This window comes from Helicobacter pylori SA37A (assembly GCF_000476015.1).
Taxonomy (GTDB): domain Bacteria; phylum Campylobacterota; class Campylobacteria; order Campylobacterales; family Helicobacteraceae; genus Helicobacter; species Helicobacter pylori_DB.
This window is the reverse complement of the sequence record NZ_CBOO010000008.1, coordinates 44,902-62,247: the sequence shown is the minus strand read 5'-3', so window position 1 is coordinate 62,247 and position 17,346 is coordinate 44,902. Positions and strand designations below refer to the sequence as shown.

Here is a 17,346-nt window from a genome sequence, read left to right as displayed (position 1 = left end):
TTTTGAGCGGCTTTAACCCCTTAAATTCTCCCTTAAGCGCAAGCTCTTCAATTAGTTTGAAAGAAGCCTATTATTTAGAAAAATTATCTCTTCAAAAAGGGTTTGAAATCAATTACAAGATGACAAAAGATAGCTTAAGCCTTTTAGAAAAAAGCGATTTGTGCGTTTTGTTTGGGGGGTTTTCAAACGCTTGTTTGAATGAAAACGAACGATTGATTTTAGAAAACATTAACCAATCAAAACGCCCCTACGCCTTGTTGAGACCCTTACAAGATACAAGAGACTTGCAAGAAAATTGCCTTTTTGCGTCTTATGAAATCAACACGGAAGCGGCGATTTTGGCCTTGATTTTAAGGGGCATTTTAGAAAAAACCTCATCATTAAAAGGGCATGTTTTAGAAAAGGTTGATGTAGGGTATTTAAGCTCTGAAGCGAACATGAGCGAAGAGGAATTGCAAGAGCTTATCGCGCTTATTGTTAAAGCGAAAAAAAGGGCGCTTGTTTTAAATAGAGAGATCACTAAGCATGCTGACAACGCTTTTTTATACACCCTTTTAAGCGAGTTGCAAAATTACCTAGAAATTTTGCATATCCCTTGCAACGATTCAAGCGCAACGACCGCTTTTTATGATTCTAAAGATCAAGAATGGTTGCTAGAAACAGCTCTTAAAGAGGGCGTTTTGCCTTTTGAATCAGAGCTTAAAGATTTAGAGTCTTTAGAACAAATCAGTGAGGCTAACGGCTCGTTTGTCTATGTTTCTTATAAGAGCCTTGAAACCCCCAAATTATCTTTTTCCAAGCAATTTAAGATCGCTAATAAGATCCAGCATTCTAAAGCAAAGTTTCAAATCTCCAATCAAACGCTAGAATGCGAGTTAGAAGAAAGCCCCCATTTGAAGGGTTTGATTGCGATTTTAGAAGGGGCGTTTTTTGACGCTTACCCTTATATCCCTATTTTATCCCACTCTCAAGGAATTTCATGATCACAATGAATATCAATGGCAAAACGATTGAATGCCAAGAGGGACAAAGCGTTTTAGAGGCCGCTAGGAGCGCTGGGATCTACATCCCTACTATTTGCTATTTAAGCGGTTGCTCGCCCACAGTCGCATGCAAAATGTGCATGGTTGAAATGGATGGCAAACGGGTTTATAGTTGCAACACGAAAGCCAAAAATAACGCCACCATTCTCACTAACACCCCCACGCTCATGGATGAAAGAAAAAGCATCATGCAAACTTATGATGTCAACCACCCCCTAGAATGTGGCGTGTGCGATAAGAGCGGGGAGTGCGAATTGCAAGACATGACGCATTTAACCGGCGTGGAACACCAACCTTATGCAGTGGCTGATGATTTTAAAGCACTAGATTCATGGGCAAAAGCCTTGTATGATCCTAATTTGTGCATCATGTGCGAAAGGTGTGTAACCACTTGCAAGGACAATGTGGGCGAAAACAACCTCAAAGCCACTAAAGCCGATTTGCATGCTCCGGATAAATTTAAAGACAGCATGTCCAAAGACGCTTTTAGCGTGTGGAGTCGTAAGCAAAAAGGCATTATTTCTTTTGTGGGCAGCGTTCCTTGCTATGATTGCGGGGAATGCATTGCGGTATGCCCTGTGGGCGCTTTGAGCTATAAAGATTTCGCTTACACGGCTAACGCATGGGAACTCAAAAAGATCCATTCTACTTGTTCGCATTGCTCGGCCGGGTGTTTGATTTCTTATGATGTGCGCCATTTTGATACTCTAGGCGAAGAATCTAAGATTTTTAGGGTGCTTAATGATTTTTATCATAACCCTATTTGTGGGGCAGGCCGTTTCGCTTTTGACGTGAGCTCTAGCCCTAAAGGCAGCGCTAATCTTAAAGAAGTGCAAAACGCCCTCAAAGAATGCGAAGCGGTGCGAATAGGTGGGGATATTACGAATGAAGAGGCGTTTTTAATAGAGCGTTTGAGGAAAGAGCTTGATTTTAAAATCTACAATCAAGAAGCGTATTATTTCCAGCAATTCTTAAAAGTATTGGGCGAAGTTAAACGCCCCAGCATTGAAGAGATTAAAACTTCCAATTTGGTCGTTACGATAGGATCTTCTATCAAAACGGAAAACCCTTTGGTGCGCTATGCCATCAATAACGCTCTCAAACTCAATAAAGCTTCTTTGATCGCTATGCACCCTATTAAGGATAATGCGTTAGCGAATTTGTGCCGAAGCTCTTTTTGCATCACCCATGAAGTGGGGGCTGAAGAAATCCTTTTAGGCATGCTTTTAAAAATGCTTAACATTGAAAGCGCGGCTCTAAAAAGCTTAGAAGATTCCAAGCAAAGCGTTGTGGATGAAGCGGCTCTTAAAGCCTTAGAAGAAGAGCGAAAAAAAGCTTTAGAACAAGCCGAGCAAGGGTGCAGTATTGGAGAGAATAAGGCAGAAAATCAAGAAGAGGACAAAACAGAAACGGCTACCCCAAAAGAAGAAAATCAAGAAGAAGCAGCTACTCCAAAAGAAAATCAAACAGAAAACAAGACAGAGGTTAAAGAAGAAAAAATTGAAGTCCCTACCAAAACCACTTATTTGTTGCTTGAAGAAGCGGGCATCAATTTAGAAACTTATGAAAAAATTCTCGCTCTTTTGCAAAAATCAAATAACACCTTGCTGGTGGTTGGCGAAGAAATTTATAGCCACAAACAAGCCCACAATATCGCTAAAATGTTGCGTTTGTTAGCCCAAAAAAGCGCTGTTAAACTCATTCTTATCCCCCCAAGCGCGAACGCTTTAGGCATCGCTTCTATTTGTGAATTGAGCGAAGAAATTTTTGAACATGAAAAAATCGTAGGCATTCGCGCTCAAGGGGATTTCACTATCAATAGCGATGATAGGGTTTTTGGAAAAGACACTCTCAGCAAAGTGGATTTTATTTTACCCAGTCTCAACCAGCTAGAAGGCACGATCACTAATGTTGAAGGGCGTGTGTTGCCCTTAAAACCGGCTTTGAGGTTTGAGGGCTATGACTTGAGCGATATCATGCAAGGCTTTGGCTTTGTGGAAGAAAACCTCACAGAATGCACCCACAAACTCCCTACAGAAGCGGGCTTTAAAGCCATAGAATTTGATCATCTAACCAACTATTTCACTAATGACAGGGTCAATCATAGGGGCTATTTATTAGGAACAAGCCATTTTGAAAACAGCGCTAAAGAATGCGAAACCACAGAATGCGAGCCTATCAAGCCTTTAAAAGAAAAAATCGCTTTCAACGCGTATTTAAAATACCCAGAAACACAATTCAATAACGCTACCCATAAAAGCGAGAATTTGCAATTAAAAGCCGGTGTCTATGTGTCTAAAGCTTTCTTAAAAAAATTGAATAAAGAAGTGGGGCAAAACATCACTTTATTTAAAGAAGAAGAGGAATTAACAGGCGTTTTGTATCTTGATGAGAGCTTGGATCAAGAGGTGTTTGTCATTTCGCCTTCTCTTTTGAAAAACCATTCTAACTTTTTTAGAGAGGGCGTGTTTGATAGCGTGGATTTAAAGGAGCAAGCATGAGCGCTTATATCATTGAAACCCTGATTAAAATTTTGACTTTAGTCGCTGTTTTTTCGGCTTTAGGAGGCTTTGCCACTTATATTGAAAGGAAAGTGTTAGCCTATTTCCAACGCCGTTTAGGGCCTTGTTATGTGGGGCCTTTTGGGCTTTTGCAAGTCGCAGCAGACGGCATTAAGCTTTTCACTAAAGAAGACATTATCCCCCAAGGTGCGAATAAGTTCATTTTCACGCTAGCGCCCATTATTGCGATGGTGAGCGCGTTTGTGTCCATGGCGCCTATCCCTTTTTTCCCTAATTTCACTCTGTTTGGCTATGAGATCAAGCCCCTTATTTCTGACATTAACATTGGCTTTTTGTTTTTCTTAGCCGTGGGTTCAGCAGGGATTTATGCGCCTATTTTAGCCGGGCTTGCCTCTAATAACAAATACTCTTTAATTGGCTCCGCAAGAGCGACGATCCAACTGCTCAGCTTTGAAGTGGTCAGCACCTTAACCATTCTAGCCCCCTTAATGGTGGTAGGATCGCTCTCTTTAGTGGAAATCAATCATTACCAAAGCGGTGGGTTTTTAGACTGGCTTGTGTTTAAGCAGCCTCTAGCGTTTGTTTTGTTTTTGATCGCAAGCTACGCTGAATTGAATCGAACCCCCTTTGACTTGTTAGAGCATGAAGCCGAGATTGTAGCAGGGTATTGCACCGAATACAGCGGCTTGAAATGGGGCATGTTCTTTTTAGCGGAATACGCGCATTTATTCGCTTTTTCCTTTGTGATTTCTATTGTGTTTTTTGGCGGGTTTAACGCATGGGGCTTTATCCCTGGAAGCATAGCGATTTTGATTAAAGCGGGCTTTTTTGTCTTTTTATCCATGTGGGTTAGAGCGACTTACCCGCATGTGCGCCCAGACCAACTGATGGATATGTGCTGGAAAATCATGCTGCCTTTAGCGTTATTGAATATTGTGCTAACGGGCATTATCATTTTAATTTAAAGGAGGTTTTATGGCCAAACAAGAATACAAGCAACTTCCTAAACGATCCGAAGTCCATAGCGCGACCGAGCAATTTAAAGACACCATTAAAACGAGCTTGGGTTTGGATCTATTCAAAGGGCTAGGGCTTACGATCAAGGAATTTTTTAGCCCAAGCGTAACCATCCATTACCCTATGGAACAACTCCCTTTAAGCCCTCGTTATCGTGCGGTGCATCATTTGCAACGGCTTTTAGACTCAGGCTCTGAAAGGTGTATTGGCTGTGGGCTGTGCGAAAAGATTTGCACGAGCAATTGCATAAGGATCATCACGCATAAGGGCGAAGACAACCGCAAAAAGATCGATTCTTACACGATCAATTTGGGGCGTTGCATTTATTGCGGGTTGTGCGCGGAAGTTTGCCCAGAATTAGCGATTGTTATGGGGAACCGGTTTGAAAACGCCAGCACCCAACGCTCCCAATACGGCTCTAAAAGCGAGTTTCTAACGAACGAACAAGACGCTAAAAACTGCTCGCATGCCGAATTTTTAGGCTTTGGTGCGGTAAGCCCTAATTATAACGAACGCATGCAAGCCACCCCTTTAGATTATGTCCAAGAGCCTTCAAAAGAAGAATCACAAGAAGAGACTCCAACAAACCCAGAAAGCCATAAAGGGGATGAAAATGTTTGAAACCATTGCCTTTTATTTCTTTGCGATCCTTACTTTAAGCATGGCGTTAGTGGTGATCACCACCACGAATATCCTCTATGCCATTACCGCTCTCGCTAGCAGCATGGTTTTTATCTCTGCTTTTTTCTTTTTGCTAGACGCTGAGTTTTTGGGCGTGGTGCAAATCACGGTGTATGTGGGTGCGGTCATTGTGATGTATGCGTTTGGCATGATGTTTTTCAACTCCGCTGCAGAAGTCATTGAACGCAAGCAAAGCCCTAAAATCTTGTGCGTTCTTTCATTTGGCGTGGCGCTGTTGCTCACCTTGATCTTAAGCGCTCCTAGCATTGGCGAAAACCTTTCTAATCAAGTCAATTCCAATGCTATTGATGTGCAAATCCCTAACATTAAAGCGATTGGTTATGTGCTTTTCACCAATTACCTCATCCCTTTTGAAGCAGCGGCTTTAATGCTTTTAGTCGCTATGGTTGGAGGCATCGCTACAGGGATTCAAAAAATCCATGGGAAAAATCACACGCAATTTATAAAGGAATCTCTATGATAGGGTTGAACCACTATTTGATTGTTTCAGGGTTGCTCTTTTGCATTGGTTTAGCGGGCATGCTGAAACGCAAAAACATTCTGTTGCTCTTTTTTTCTACAGAAATCATGCTCAATGCGATCAATATCGGTTTTATAGCGATTTCTAAATACACGCACAATTTAGACGGGCAGATGTTTGCGCTCTTTATTATCGCTATTGCCGCTAGTGAGGTGGCTATTGGTTTGGGCTTGGTGATTTTGTGGTTTAAGAAATTCAAAAGCCTAGATATTGATTCTTTAAACGCTATGAAAGGTTGAGCATGCAGTATTCTTCTTTGCTGTCAGTGGTGTTGTTTTTGCCTTTAATCGGTGCGCTTTATGCGGGGCTGTTTGGGGCTAAAGCGAAAGCGTTGCATGTGGGCGTTTTCAATTCTTTGTGCGTGCTGGTTTCTTTCATTGGTGCGGTGGTTCTTTTCATTCAAGCATGGCACCATCAAAGCTATGAAAAATATTTATTTGACTGGATCGTGGTGGGGAATTTTAAAGTCGGCTTTTCTCTCATGCTGGATAATATCAATGCGGTCATGATTGTCGTGGTCACTTTAGTTTCTTTCTTAGTGCATGTATATTCTATAGGCTATATGGAGCATGATACAGGGTTTAACCGCTATTTTTCCTACCTTAGCGGCTTTGTGTTTTCCATGCTGGTGTTGGTGTTGAGCGATAATTTTTTAGGGCTTTTCATTGGCTGGGAAGGGGTGGGGCTATGCTCTTACTTGCTCATTGGCTTTTGGTATCACAAGACAAGCGCGAACAACGCTTCTATTGAAGCCTTTGTGATGAATCGAATCACGGATTTAGGCATGCTCATGGGGATTATTTTGATCTTTTGGAATTTTGGCACTCTCCAGTATAAAGAAGTCTTTAGCATGCTCAATAACGCCGATTATTCCATGCTCTTTTGCATTAGCGTGTTTCTTTTCATTGGCGCTATGGGCAAGAGCGCGCAATTCCCCATGCACACATGGTTAGCCAACGCTATGGAGGGGCCTACCCCGGTATCCGCTCTCATCCATGCGGCGACAATGGTAACCGCTGGGGTGTATCTAATCATTAGAGCCAATCCCTTGTATAGCGCGGTGTTTGAAGTGGGTTATTTCATCGCATGTTTAGGGGCGTTTGTGGCTCTTTTTGGAGCGAGCATGGCTTTAGTCAATAAGGATTTAAAACGCATCGTGGCTTATTCCACGCTTTCTCAATTGGGTTATATGTTTGTAGCGGCCGGTCTTGGGGCTTATGCGATCGCGCTTTTCCACCTCTTCACGCATGCGTTTTTCAAATCCCTCCTTTTCTTAGGATCAGGCAATGTCATGCATGCGATGGAAGACAATTTGGATATTACTAAAATGGGCGCTTTATACAAGTCTATGAAAATCACAGCGATCTTTATGATTATAGGTTCAGTGGCTTTGTGCGGGATCTACCCCTTTGCGGGCTATTTCTCCAAAGACAAGATTTTAGAAGTGGCTTTTGGGATGCACCACCACATTTTATGGTTTGTTCTTCTAATTGGGGCGATCTTTACCGCTTTTTATAGCTTCAGGCTCATCATGCTGGTGTTTTTTGCACCCAAACAGCACGAAATCAACCACCCCCATGAAGCCAAAAATTTCATGCTTTTAAGCATGCTGCCGTTAGGAGTTTTAGCGGTCATTGCCGGGTTTTTTGAAGAGCCGTTTTTTCATTTCATCTCTCAAGTGATCCCTAGCGTTGGAGAGTATCCCGTCCCGCTCGCTCTTTTAATCAGTATCACCACCATAGTGGTGCTGTTGAGCATCGCCTATGCCATATTTAAATATAAAAATGGTATCACTTCCAAAAAAGAGGGGGGCTTTTTATACAAGCTCTTGCTCAACCAATACTATATCCCGCAACTTTATCAAGGGATTGCAAAAGTTTTTAGCGCTATCGCTTCATTCTTACACCAGGTCGTGGAATTAAGGATCATTGATGCGGTAGTGGACACCATAGGAAGAAGCGTTTTTGTCATAGGGCGTGTGTTTAGGATCAGTCAAGATGGGAATTTAACCTCCATGCTGCGCTTCATGGTGGCCGGGGTTTTAATCTTATTAGCGTTTGTAGCTTTTTTTGGGAGATAAGAAATGCAGTTTTTACATGCGCATCTTTTAAGTGTGGTGATCTTTTTCCCCATGCTGAGCGCGCTATTAGCGTTCTTTATGAGCGATCAAGCGAGCAGGGCGTATGCGATTGTCATCGCTTTGATTGAGTTGTTATTGGTCTTGTTGTTGTGGCATGGGTTTGATATTCAAACAGCAGGCATGCAGTTTGAAGAAATGAAGGAATTAGTCTATCAAATTGGCGTGAATTACCATGTGGGCGTTGATGGCATCGCGCTCTTTTTGTTGCTCTTAAACGCTATCGTGGTGTTATTGTCCGTGATTTATGTCAAAGAGCGTCGTAAAGACTTTGCGATTTGTCTTTTATTGCTAGAAGGGATCTTAATGGGCGTGTTTTCTTCTCTTAATGTGATCTTTTTCTACGCTTTTTGGGAAATCTCGCTCTTGCCGGTTTTATATCTCATCGGTCGTTTTGGCCGTAATAACAAAATCTATTCTGGCATGAAGTTTTTCCTCTACACCTTTTTAGCGTCGTTGTGCATGCTTTTAGGCATTTTATACATCGGGTATGACTACGCCAATAATTACGGCATGATGAGTTTTGATATTTTAGACTGGTATCAATTGAACTTTTCTAGCGAGATTAAAACCTGGCTCTTTGTGGCTTTCTTAGTAGGGATTGCGGTTAAAATCCCGCTCTTTCCCTTACACACATGGCTGCCTTATGCGTATTCTAACGCCCCTACTTTAGGCTCTGTCATGCTTTCGGCCTTGCTTTCTAAAATGGGGACTTACGCCTTATTACGCTTCTTGCTCCCGCTTTTTCCTGATCTTTCAGAAATCTATCTAACCCCTATAGCCATTGTGGCACTGTGCATGATCATTTATGGAGGTTTTCTAGCCTACGCTCAAAAAGATTTAAAAACCCTCATCGCTTATAGCTCGTTCTCGCACATGGGAGTCGTGGTGCTTGGGGTTTTTTCTTTCAATGTTGAAGGGATTTCAGGGGCGGTGTTTATGATGTTTGCGCATGGTATTATCGTCATGGGATTATTTTTACTCGCTGGTATCTTAGAAGAGCGCGCCAGCAGTTTAGAAATCGCTCGCTTTGGATCGATCGCTAAAAGCGCTCCTGTTTTTGCCGCCTTTTTTATGATCGTTTTAATGGCGAATGTGGGCATGCCTTTAAGCATTGGCTTTGTGGGAGAGTTTTTAAGCTTATTGGGGTTTTTTGCCACTTACCCTCTTTTGGCTATCATTGCCGGAACAAGCATCATTCTCTCAGCGATTTACATGCTCACTTCATATAAAGATGTGTTCTTTGGCAATTTGAAAACCGGGAACAATCAAATCAGCGTGTTTGAAGATTTAAACGCTCGTGAGGTAGGGGTTTTAAGCGTGATTTTAGCTTTGATTTTAATTTTAGGGATTTATCCTAAAGCGCTTTTAAAACCGATTGAGCAAGGCTCTAAACAGCTTTTAGAGGTGATAGAAATCCGCTCGCTCCCTTTTTTAGGTTCATTGGATACTAAGATAAAAGAGGTCTCTTATGTTAATAGATAGTCTCCACATCTCTTTTGATAGCTTTAGTTTTGAGAGCATTTTACCCATGCTGGTGTTGGTGTGTGGGGGGATTTTCACGCTATTAATCAACGCTTTCACTTCCAGGTTTTCACGCAATTTGAATGTGTTTTTATGCATGCTCTTTTTGGTTTTGGATTTTTTGGTGGTTTTAGGATTAGAAGAGCAAGAAAACGCCTTTTTTGGGTTTTTGAGCTTGGATACCCTCTCGCTCATCTCTCAAAGCATTGTCTTGATTTCAGCCTTCTTGCTCATTTTCTTAGCCCTTTCCAAAGAGCGCTTCAACGAATTTCAGACCGCTGAATTTTATTCCCTATACTTGTTTATTGTCGCTGGCTTTCAATTCATGGTTTCAAGCAACCATTTATTGTTAATCCTTATTGGGTTAGAGACAGCGTCCTTACCCCTTTGTGTGTTAATGGCGTTGAGCGATAAACGCTACGGCTTGGAAGCAGGGATCAAGTATTTCACTATGGGGGCGATGGCGAGCGCGTTTTTTGCTATGGGGGCTATGGCTTTTTACTTGCTTACAGGGAGCTTGAATCTTGAAGTCATTACCCTATACTTACACACTGAGGGCGTTACAAACCCCATGCTCTTTGCGATGGGTGCTATCTTTTTGATTGGAGCGATTGGCTTTAAGGTTTCTTTAGTGCCTTTCCATACCTGGATGCCTGATGTGTATGAGGGCAATAACCCAGTCTTTGCGAGCTATATTTCCATTGTGCCTAAAATCGCTGGCTTTGTGGTAGCGACTCGCCTTTTTGGGGCGTTTATAGACACTCGCATCGCTTGGGTAGAAGACATTTTTTATGTTTTGATTCTTATGACTATCACCATCCCTAATTTCATTGCTTTATGGCAAGAAGATGTCAAAAGGATGCTCGCTTACAGCTCCATTTCGCATTCTGGGTTCGCTTTAGCATGCGTGTTTATCCACACTGAAGATAGCCAACAAGCGATGTTTGTTTATTGGTTCATGTTCGCCTTCACTTACATTGGGGCTTTTGGCCTTTTATGGCTCTTAAAAAGCCGGGAAAAAACATGGGATGAACGCTACGATCACCCCTATTCCAAATTCAACGGCCTTATCAAAACCCACCCTTTAGTGGCGATCTTAGGCGCTATTTTTGTTTTTGGGCTTGCAGGGATCCCGCCTTTTAGCGTGTTTTGGGGGAAATTTTTAGCCGTTGAAAGCGCGTTAGAGAGCAATCATACTCTTTTAGCGGTGGTGATGTTAGTTAATAGCGCGGTGGCTGCGTTTTATTATTTCCGTTGGCTCGTGGCGATGTTTTTCAATAAGCCCTTACAAACCCAAGGTTACGCTCAAAGCGATATTTACACCCAAAACGCTACCATGCCTATTTATGCGGTCATTATTGCTATGGCGTTAGCGTGCTTGTTCTCTGTTTTTATGATGCGAGGGCTTTTAGAGTTTGTGGCTTAAGTCAAAAATCTTTCTTTTAATGGGCTTGCTCTCCCATTCGCTCAACGCCTTAAGCCTCACGCTCACGCAAGGCAAGGAAGGGGGGGAAGATTTTTCGGTTTTAACCTTACGACACAACAAAGCCTTTTCTTGTTTTTATACCAATGAAAAACCACCAAGCGGGATTGAAGCCTCTTTATCCATTATACACGCTAAACGCCCCATAGAATGCGTGATAGACTCTATCCCTAAGGAGGGTTTTACCCCTTTAGAAAACGCTTTTTTCAATATCACCTATTCCATGCGCCAACAACAATTCATTTTACACATCAAACCCAAAGTGATGCGAAGACTCACCCTTTTTTCTTTTGATAGGGATTATAAAAAAGCGATCCCCCTTTTTGTGGAAAACGATCCTAAAGCCAAAATGTGGCAGATCATAGGCTATGATCAAAATATCCCTTTTTTGAGCGAAAAAGACAACGCTCAAAAAGGCTTGAATTTCCCCATTGTCATTAAAGACGCTCAAACCCCTATCATTCAAGAACTAGATGTGAATAACAAACCCCTACTCACCACAAAGGGCTATGATTTAAACGCTTATTTAGAGGCTAAAAAACAAATGGATTCGCAAGCCTATTTTGACGCTTTACGCACGATCAGCCGCGCGTTTAAAAACTACCCTCAAACGATGTTTAAAAAAGATCTGTATTTATTAGAAATTATCGCATTAGGCCAATTAGGCATTAAAAAATCCTTACTCATAGACATTGGCACCAAGTGGATTAAAAATTACCCGACCGATCCCAATATCCCTGAAGCGTTATACTATGTCGCCAAAGCTTTAGACGAGAACAACAATTACAAACAGGCCATGCGCTATTACAAACGCATTCTTTTAGAATACAAAAATTCCCGCTACGCGCCCTTAGCCCAAATGCGTTTAGCCATTGAAGCGGCTGAAGGCTCTGATTTGAGCAACGCTAACATGCTTTTTAAAGAAGCTTTTTCTAACGCCAAAGACAAAGAGAGCGCGAGTGAAATCGCACTTAATTGGGCTGAAGCAGAGATAAACTATCAAAACTTTAATAACGCTAAATACCTCATTGATAAGGTGGTCCAATCCAACCCTGATTATATTTCTACGCATAGCGAATCAGCCCTAGAATTGCTCAAGTTATTGAAAAAAAACCAGATGAATGAAAGCGCGATTGAGATCGCTCACTTGCTCCTTAATCAAGACGATGACTTGAAAGCTAAAGAGCAAGCGCTCTATGATTTAGGGGCGTTGTATGCAAGGATCAAGGACTTTAAGAACGCCCACCTTTACAATCTGCAATATTTGCAAGATCATGCGGAATTGGATAAAGCTTCTGTCGTTAGGGCGCGCGATGAAAAAGCCCTTTTTTCCATGGAGGGGAACACGCAAGAAAAAATCGCCCACTACGATAAAATCATTCAAAATTTCCCTAATTCTGATGAAGCTCTAAAGGCTTTAGAATTGAAAGCCCAACTATTGTTTGAAAATAAGCGTTATGCTGAAGTGTTAGGCATGCAAAAAAATTTGCCTAAAGATTCTCCTTTGATCCAAAAAACGCTCAATGTCCTTGCCAAAGCCCCATTAGAGGACAATCGTTGCGAAGAAGCTTTAAAATATTTATCCCAAATTACCGCCTTTGCATTCAGCCTCAAAGAAGAAATCCAAGCCTTTGATTGCTTGTATTTCGCATCGCTCAAAGAAAAAGCGCAAATCATTGCCCTAAACGCTTTAAAAGCGGCTAAAACCCCTAGCGAGAAATTAATATGGCTTTATCGTTTGGGGCGCAATTACTACCGCTTAGGGGATTTTAAAAATTCCACTCTGGCTTCTAAAGACGCTTTAACTCTCGCTCAAAGCTTGAACAAAAAAGAATTTTATGATATTGCTTTTGTTTTATTTTCAGATTACATGCAAAGCAATGAAAAAGAATTGGCCCTCAATTTATATGCGTTTTTAGAAAAGCATTTCAAAGACGATAAACGCATGGCGTTGGTTTATTTTAAATTGCTAGAGAATGAAAAAGATCCTAAAAGCGTCAAAATTTATGCCACAAGCTTGCTCAAACTCCAAGACGCTTACAAGGACTATTCTTACACGCCCTTTAGCGAATTTGCTCTCATTGACGCTTACCGAACCACCAAAGATTATTCAAAAGCGTTAGAAACGCTAGACAAACTTTTAAACCGCAGGCTTTCTTTAGAAGATCACCAAAAAGCCTTGTATTTACAATCAAGCCTACTGGATTTAACCAACCAAAAAACAAAATCTAGAGCCAGTTTAGAAAAATGCGTTCAGTTAAAACAAAAAGATCAAACAAACGCATGGCAAAATTTATGCGAACAGGGTTTAAATTTATTCAAAAACAAGGAGTCATGACATGGACATTAGCATTTTTAGAGAATACGATATTAGGGGCATTTACCCCACCACTTTAGACGAAAAGGGTGCCTTTAGTATCGGCGTGGAGTTAGGGAAAATCATGCGAGAATGCGATAAAAGCGTGTTTGTAGGGCATGACGCAAGGGTGCATGGGCGTTTTTTGTTTGAAGCTTTGAGTGCGGGGCTGCAATCAAGTGGCTTGAAAGTGTATGATTTAGGGCTAATCCCCACACCGGTAGCGTATTTTGCGGCCTTTAATGGAATCAATGGTATTCAATGCCCTAATTCCATCATGATCACTGGCTCTCACAACCCCAAAGAATACAACGGCTTTAAAATCACGCTCAATCAAAACCCGTTTTATGGCAAGGATATTCAGGCTTTAAAAGACACGCTTTTAAACGCAAAGCATGAAATAAAACCCCTAAAAGAAACACCAGAGAAAGTCAATGCCCTAGAAGCCTATCAGCGCTATTTGATCAAGGATTTTAAGCATTTGAAAAACCTTAAATACAAAATCGCCCTGGATTTTGGTAATGGCGTGGGAGCGTTAGGATTAGAACCTATTTTAAAGGCTTTGAACATTGATTTTAGCAGCCTTTATAGCGATCCTGATGGGAATTTCCCTAACCACCACCCAGACCCCAGCGAAGCGAAAAACTTACAAGATTTAGAAAAACACATGCAAGAAAACGCTATTTCTATAGGCTTTGCTTTTGATGGCGATGCGGATAGGATTGCGATGCTAAGCTCTCATCATATTTATGCGGGCGATGAATTAGCGATTTTATTCGCTAAACGCTTGCATGCTCAAGGCATCACCCCTTTTGTGATCGGCGAAGTCAAATGCTCTCAAGTGATGTATAACACGATCAATACTTTTGGTAAGACGCTCATGTATAAAACCGGGCATAGCAATTTAAAAATCAAACTCAAAGAAACCAACGCGCATTTTGCGGCTGAAATGAGCGGGCATATCTTTTTTAAAGAACGCTATTTTGGCTATGATGACGCCCTTTACGCATGTTTAAGGGCTTTGGAGTTATTGCTTGAACAAAGTCCAAGCGATTTGGAAAACACCATTAAAAACCTCCCCTATTCCTACACCACGCCTGAAGAAAAAATCGCCGTGATCGAAGAAGAAAAATTTGAAATCATTCATAACCTACAAAAAGCACTTAAAAACCCGCCAAGCCATTTCCCTACAATCAAAGAAATCATCAGCATTGATGGCGTGAGAGTGGTTTTTGAACATGGTTTTGGGCTTATTCGCGCAAGCAACACCACCCCCTATTTAGTCAGCCGCTTTGAAGGCAAGGATGAAACAACAGCGTTAGAGTATAAAAGGGCGTTACTCAATTTGCTAGAGAAATAAGGCTCTAAACCAGTCAATACCAATTAAGCCTTATTTGGCTTAATAAACGCTTTAAGTTTTAAAAAAGATCAAAATAACTTAAAGCTAACAGCCATGTCTTTCTAAAAAGATTTGTGAGTAAGCCCCCTAGTTATCCAAAAATTGAACGCTATTTAAGCTAAGCCTAAGCCTATTATAATGAAAAGTTTTAAATTAATCGTAAAGGATTTTAATGGATAACAACAAAAATAACAACAAAAACGCTTCTCATCTCACTCACGAAATGAAAAAGGAACATGGGGGTCTTGCAAAAGCAAGCAAAAAAGCTGAAATGCAACCAATCTTTAAAGCATTATGGAGTATAGCTCAAGAAGAAAAAGAAGGATATAAACAAGCAGCTGAAGGATATAAAAAGGCACTTGAAGCAAAAGAAAAGATGGATGAAATCGTAAATGCTTTAAAAACAATCAACCATGACAATAACATAATAGACATAGAACCCGAAGATTAAGAGGACTAAGCAACCAATAGTTCTTTTTAAAAGTATTATTTAAAAGTATTATAAAGAGCTTATGGCTTGGTATATCAAAACTAGCCTTTTTTATTATCAAAATACCTGCGATTTTAGCCGCTATCAACCACGCTACAAGGCTGCCCTTATATTGTTGTTAGGCTTATGGCGGTATTTTCTGCACTAACGCCATAATAAGGCGCATGCAACAAAGCCTAAAAACCTTAAAAAATCATTTCTCCTATAAACCCTTTAATTTTTTCTAGCATGGCGTTTTCATTGTTTAAATTTTCTTCTATGATTTTGACTAACGCTGAGCCGCAAATCACGCCATCAGCACCCATTTCTTTAGCGTTTGTGATGTGTTCTTTTTTAGAAATGCCAAAGCCCAATAACGCAGGGGTGGCGCTAAAGGTTTTTAGGGTTTTAATAATAGCGCTCGCGTCATTTTCTAAAGTATGGCTCGCCCCTGTAACCCCACTCCTAGCTAAAGTGTAGATATAGCCTTGCGAATGCGTAGCGGTTTGTTCTAAATCCTTACTGCTCGCATTAGGGCTAGCGATAAAGATTTGTTTGATTTGGTGTTTTTGAGCGGATTTGATGACCAATTCTTTTTCTATTAGGGGCATGTCCGCTATTAAAACGCTATCTATACCGCATTCTTTAGCTTGAGCGTAAAAACCATCAACGCCATAAGAAAAAATTAAATTCGCATACGCTAAAAGCCCTATGGGAATATCATGGTTGTAACCTCTAATCTTTTTTAAAAGCTGGAAATTTTTAGCCATAGAAGCGTGTTTTAACGCCCTTAAATGGCTCGCTTGTATGGTAATGCCATCCGCTACAGGATCAGAAAAAGCAAGACCCAATTCTAAAGCGCTCACCCCGCTAATAATTAAGGTTTTAATGATTTCAAAACTCAATTCATAATTGGGATCGCCCAAGGTTACAAACGGGATAAACGCCATTTTTTCGTGTTTTTTTAAGGTTTCAAACATGTTTTGATACCTCATTTTAAACCCCCTTTTAAAGCGCTATAAACGGTGCTTAAATCCTTATCCCCCCGACCGCTTAAATTCACCACAATAATGCTTTCTTGCACGCATTTTTGAGCGAGTTTTAAGGCATACGCTAAGGCATGCGAACTCTCTAATGCCGGGATAATGCCTTCTTTTTGGCACAACAAGCTAAAGGCTTCTAGCGCTTCAATATCGCTTGCGCTTTCATAAATCGCGCGCCCAATCTCTTTTAAATAGCTGTGTTCTGGCCCTACCCCTGGATAATCAAGCCCGGCGCTAATGCTGTGGCTTTCTGCAATCTGGCCTTCATCATCTTGTAAAAGATAGGTTTTATTCCCATGCAAAATCCCCACACGCCCTTTATTCAAAGTCGCCCCATGCTTGTTAGTCTCTAGCCCTAATCCGGCTGGCTCTACGCCTATGAGTTTGACCTCTTTATTGTTTAAAAACGCGCTGAATATCCCTATAGCGTTAGACCCCCCTCCAACGCATGCGATCACATAATCAGGCAAGCGGTTTTCTTTTTCTAAAATCTGGCATTTAACCTCATCGCCTATCATTTTTTGAAAGGTTTTGACCATTGTGGGGTAAGGGTGCGGCCCGGCGGCTGTGCCTAGCAAATAATGCGTGTCCTTGTAACTGCTCGCCCAATCTCTTAAGGCCTCATTCACAGCGTCTTTAAGCGTCGCACTCCCTGAATTAACCTCTCTCACTTCAGCGCCCAATAAGCGCATTCTAAAAACATTCATTTCCTGGCGCTTGATGTCTTTGCCTCCCATAAAAATCACGCATTTTAAATCCAATAACGCGCAAGCGATAGCCGTTGCAACGCCATGCTGCCCAGCACCTGTTTCAGCAATAATCCTTGTTTTACCCATTTTTTTCGCTAAAAGGGCTTGCCCTAAAGCCTGATTAGTCTTGTGCGCCCCGCCATGGATTAAATCCTCTCGTTTTAAATAAAGCTTAACTTTAGGGTTAGAAACGATATTTTGACACAAGGTTAAAGGGCTAGGACGGCCCACAAAATCCTTTAAAAGACGAAAATATTCTTTTTGGAATTTTTCATCTTTCAAACACGCATCAAACGCCTGTTCTAATTCTCTTAATGCAGGCACTAACAACTCCGAAACAAAACTCCCTCCAAACTCCCCAAAATACGCTTTTTGATTCATT

At 41.3% G+C, this 17,346-nt stretch carries 14 protein-coding genes; 12 read left to right on the top strand and 2 right to left on the bottom strand.

Features of this window, described 5'->3' with window-relative positions:
* The first annotated feature begins 2 nt into the window (after window positions 1-2).
* The 12 genes from QT76_RS05175 to QT76_RS05120 all read left to right on the top strand — a co-directional run bounded on the left by QT76_RS05175 (window position 3) and on the right by QT76_RS05120 (window position 15,154).
* Window positions 3-983, top strand: coding sequence for a hypothetical protein (locus tag QT76_RS05175; protein WP_033616865.1), 981 nt, complete (start codon window positions 3-5; stop codon window positions 981-983).
* A complete protein-coding gene (locus QT76_RS05170; protein ID WP_033616863.1) occupies window positions 980-3,544 on the top strand; it encodes an NADH-quinone oxidoreductase subunit G in 2,565 nt (854 codons plus the stop codon). The genes QT76_RS05175 and QT76_RS05170 overlap by 4 nt, the downstream gene beginning before the upstream one ends.
* Window positions 3,541-4,530 (top strand): NADH-quinone oxidoreductase subunit NuoH, encoded by a 990-nt coding sequence (gene nuoH, locus QT76_RS05165; RefSeq protein ID WP_033616862.1) that lies wholly within the window; start codon window positions 3,541-3,543, stop codon window positions 4,528-4,530. Before QT76_RS05170 ends, nuoH begins: the two co-directional genes overlap by 4 nt.
* Before the next feature lie 10 nt (window positions 4,531-4,540).
* Window positions 4,541-5,203 carry an NADH-quinone oxidoreductase subunit NuoI gene (gene nuoI / locus QT76_RS05160; protein WP_033616861.1) on the top strand — a complete coding sequence of 221 codons (663 nt, stop codon included), beginning with the start codon at window positions 4,541-4,543 and terminating at the stop codon, window positions 5,201-5,203.
* Window positions 5,196-5,744 (top strand): NADH-quinone oxidoreductase subunit J, encoded by a 549-nt coding sequence (locus QT76_RS05155; protein WP_000464196.1) that lies wholly within the window; start codon window positions 5,196-5,198, stop codon window positions 5,742-5,744. The genes nuoI and QT76_RS05155 overlap by 8 nt, the downstream gene beginning before the upstream one ends.
* The gene (gene nuoK, locus QT76_RS05150; RefSeq protein ID WP_000579753.1) at window positions 5,741-6,043 is read left to right on the top strand and encodes an NADH-quinone oxidoreductase subunit NuoK; all 303 of its coding nucleotides are present in this window, start codon (window positions 5,741-5,743) and stop codon (window positions 6,041-6,043) included. The genes QT76_RS05155 and nuoK overlap by 4 nt, the downstream gene beginning before the upstream one ends.
* 2 nt (window positions 6,044-6,045) lie before the next feature.
* Window positions 6,046-7,884 (top strand): NADH-quinone oxidoreductase subunit L, encoded by a 1,839-nt coding sequence (gene nuoL / locus QT76_RS05145; RefSeq protein ID WP_033616860.1) that lies wholly within the window; start codon window positions 6,046-6,048, stop codon window positions 7,882-7,884.
* A gap of 3 nt (window positions 7,885-7,887) precedes the next feature.
* Window positions 7,888-9,426: an NADH-quinone oxidoreductase subunit M gene (locus QT76_RS05140; RefSeq protein ID WP_033616859.1), complete on the top strand. Its 1,539-nt coding sequence runs from the start codon at window positions 7,888-7,890 to the stop codon at window positions 9,424-9,426.
* Window positions 9,413-10,891, top strand: a complete 1,479-nt coding sequence (gene nuoN / locus QT76_RS05135; RefSeq protein ID WP_033616858.1) for an NADH-quinone oxidoreductase subunit NuoN — start codon at window positions 9,413-9,415, stop codon at window positions 10,889-10,891. Before QT76_RS05140 ends, nuoN begins: the two co-directional genes overlap by 14 nt.
* On the top strand, window positions 10,881-13,286 hold the full coding sequence (locus QT76_RS05130) for a DUF7494 domain-containing protein (protein ID WP_080242424.1): 2,406 nt from the start codon (window positions 10,881-10,883) through the stop codon (window positions 13,284-13,286). Before nuoN ends, QT76_RS05130 begins: the two co-directional genes overlap by 11 nt.
* A gap of 1 nt (window position 13,287) precedes the next feature.
* A complete protein-coding gene (locus tag QT76_RS05125) occupies window positions 13,288-14,664 on the top strand; it encodes a phosphomannomutase/phosphoglucomutase (RefSeq protein WP_033616857.1) in 1,377 nt (458 codons plus the stop codon).
* Between the two features lie 211 nt (window positions 14,665-14,875).
* Window positions 14,876-15,154 (top strand): hypothetical protein, encoded by a 279-nt coding sequence (locus QT76_RS05120; RefSeq protein ID WP_033616856.1) that lies wholly within the window; start codon window positions 14,876-14,878, stop codon window positions 15,152-15,154.
* Window positions 15,155-15,378: 224 nt separating this feature from the next.
* On the opposite strand, the gene trpA is transcribed toward QT76_RS05120, so the two are convergent.
* On the bottom strand, window positions 15,379-16,167 hold the full coding sequence (gene trpA, locus QT76_RS05115; protein ID WP_033616854.1) for a tryptophan synthase subunit alpha: 789 nt from the start codon (window positions 16,165-16,167) through the stop codon (window positions 15,379-15,381).
* Window positions 16,164-17,345 (bottom strand): tryptophan synthase subunit beta, encoded by a 1,182-nt coding sequence (trpB, locus tag QT76_RS05110; protein ID WP_033616853.1) that lies wholly within the window; start codon window positions 17,343-17,345, stop codon window positions 16,164-16,166. The genes trpA and trpB overlap by 4 nt, the downstream gene beginning before the upstream one ends.
* Between the last annotated feature and the right edge of the window lies 1 nt (window position 17,346).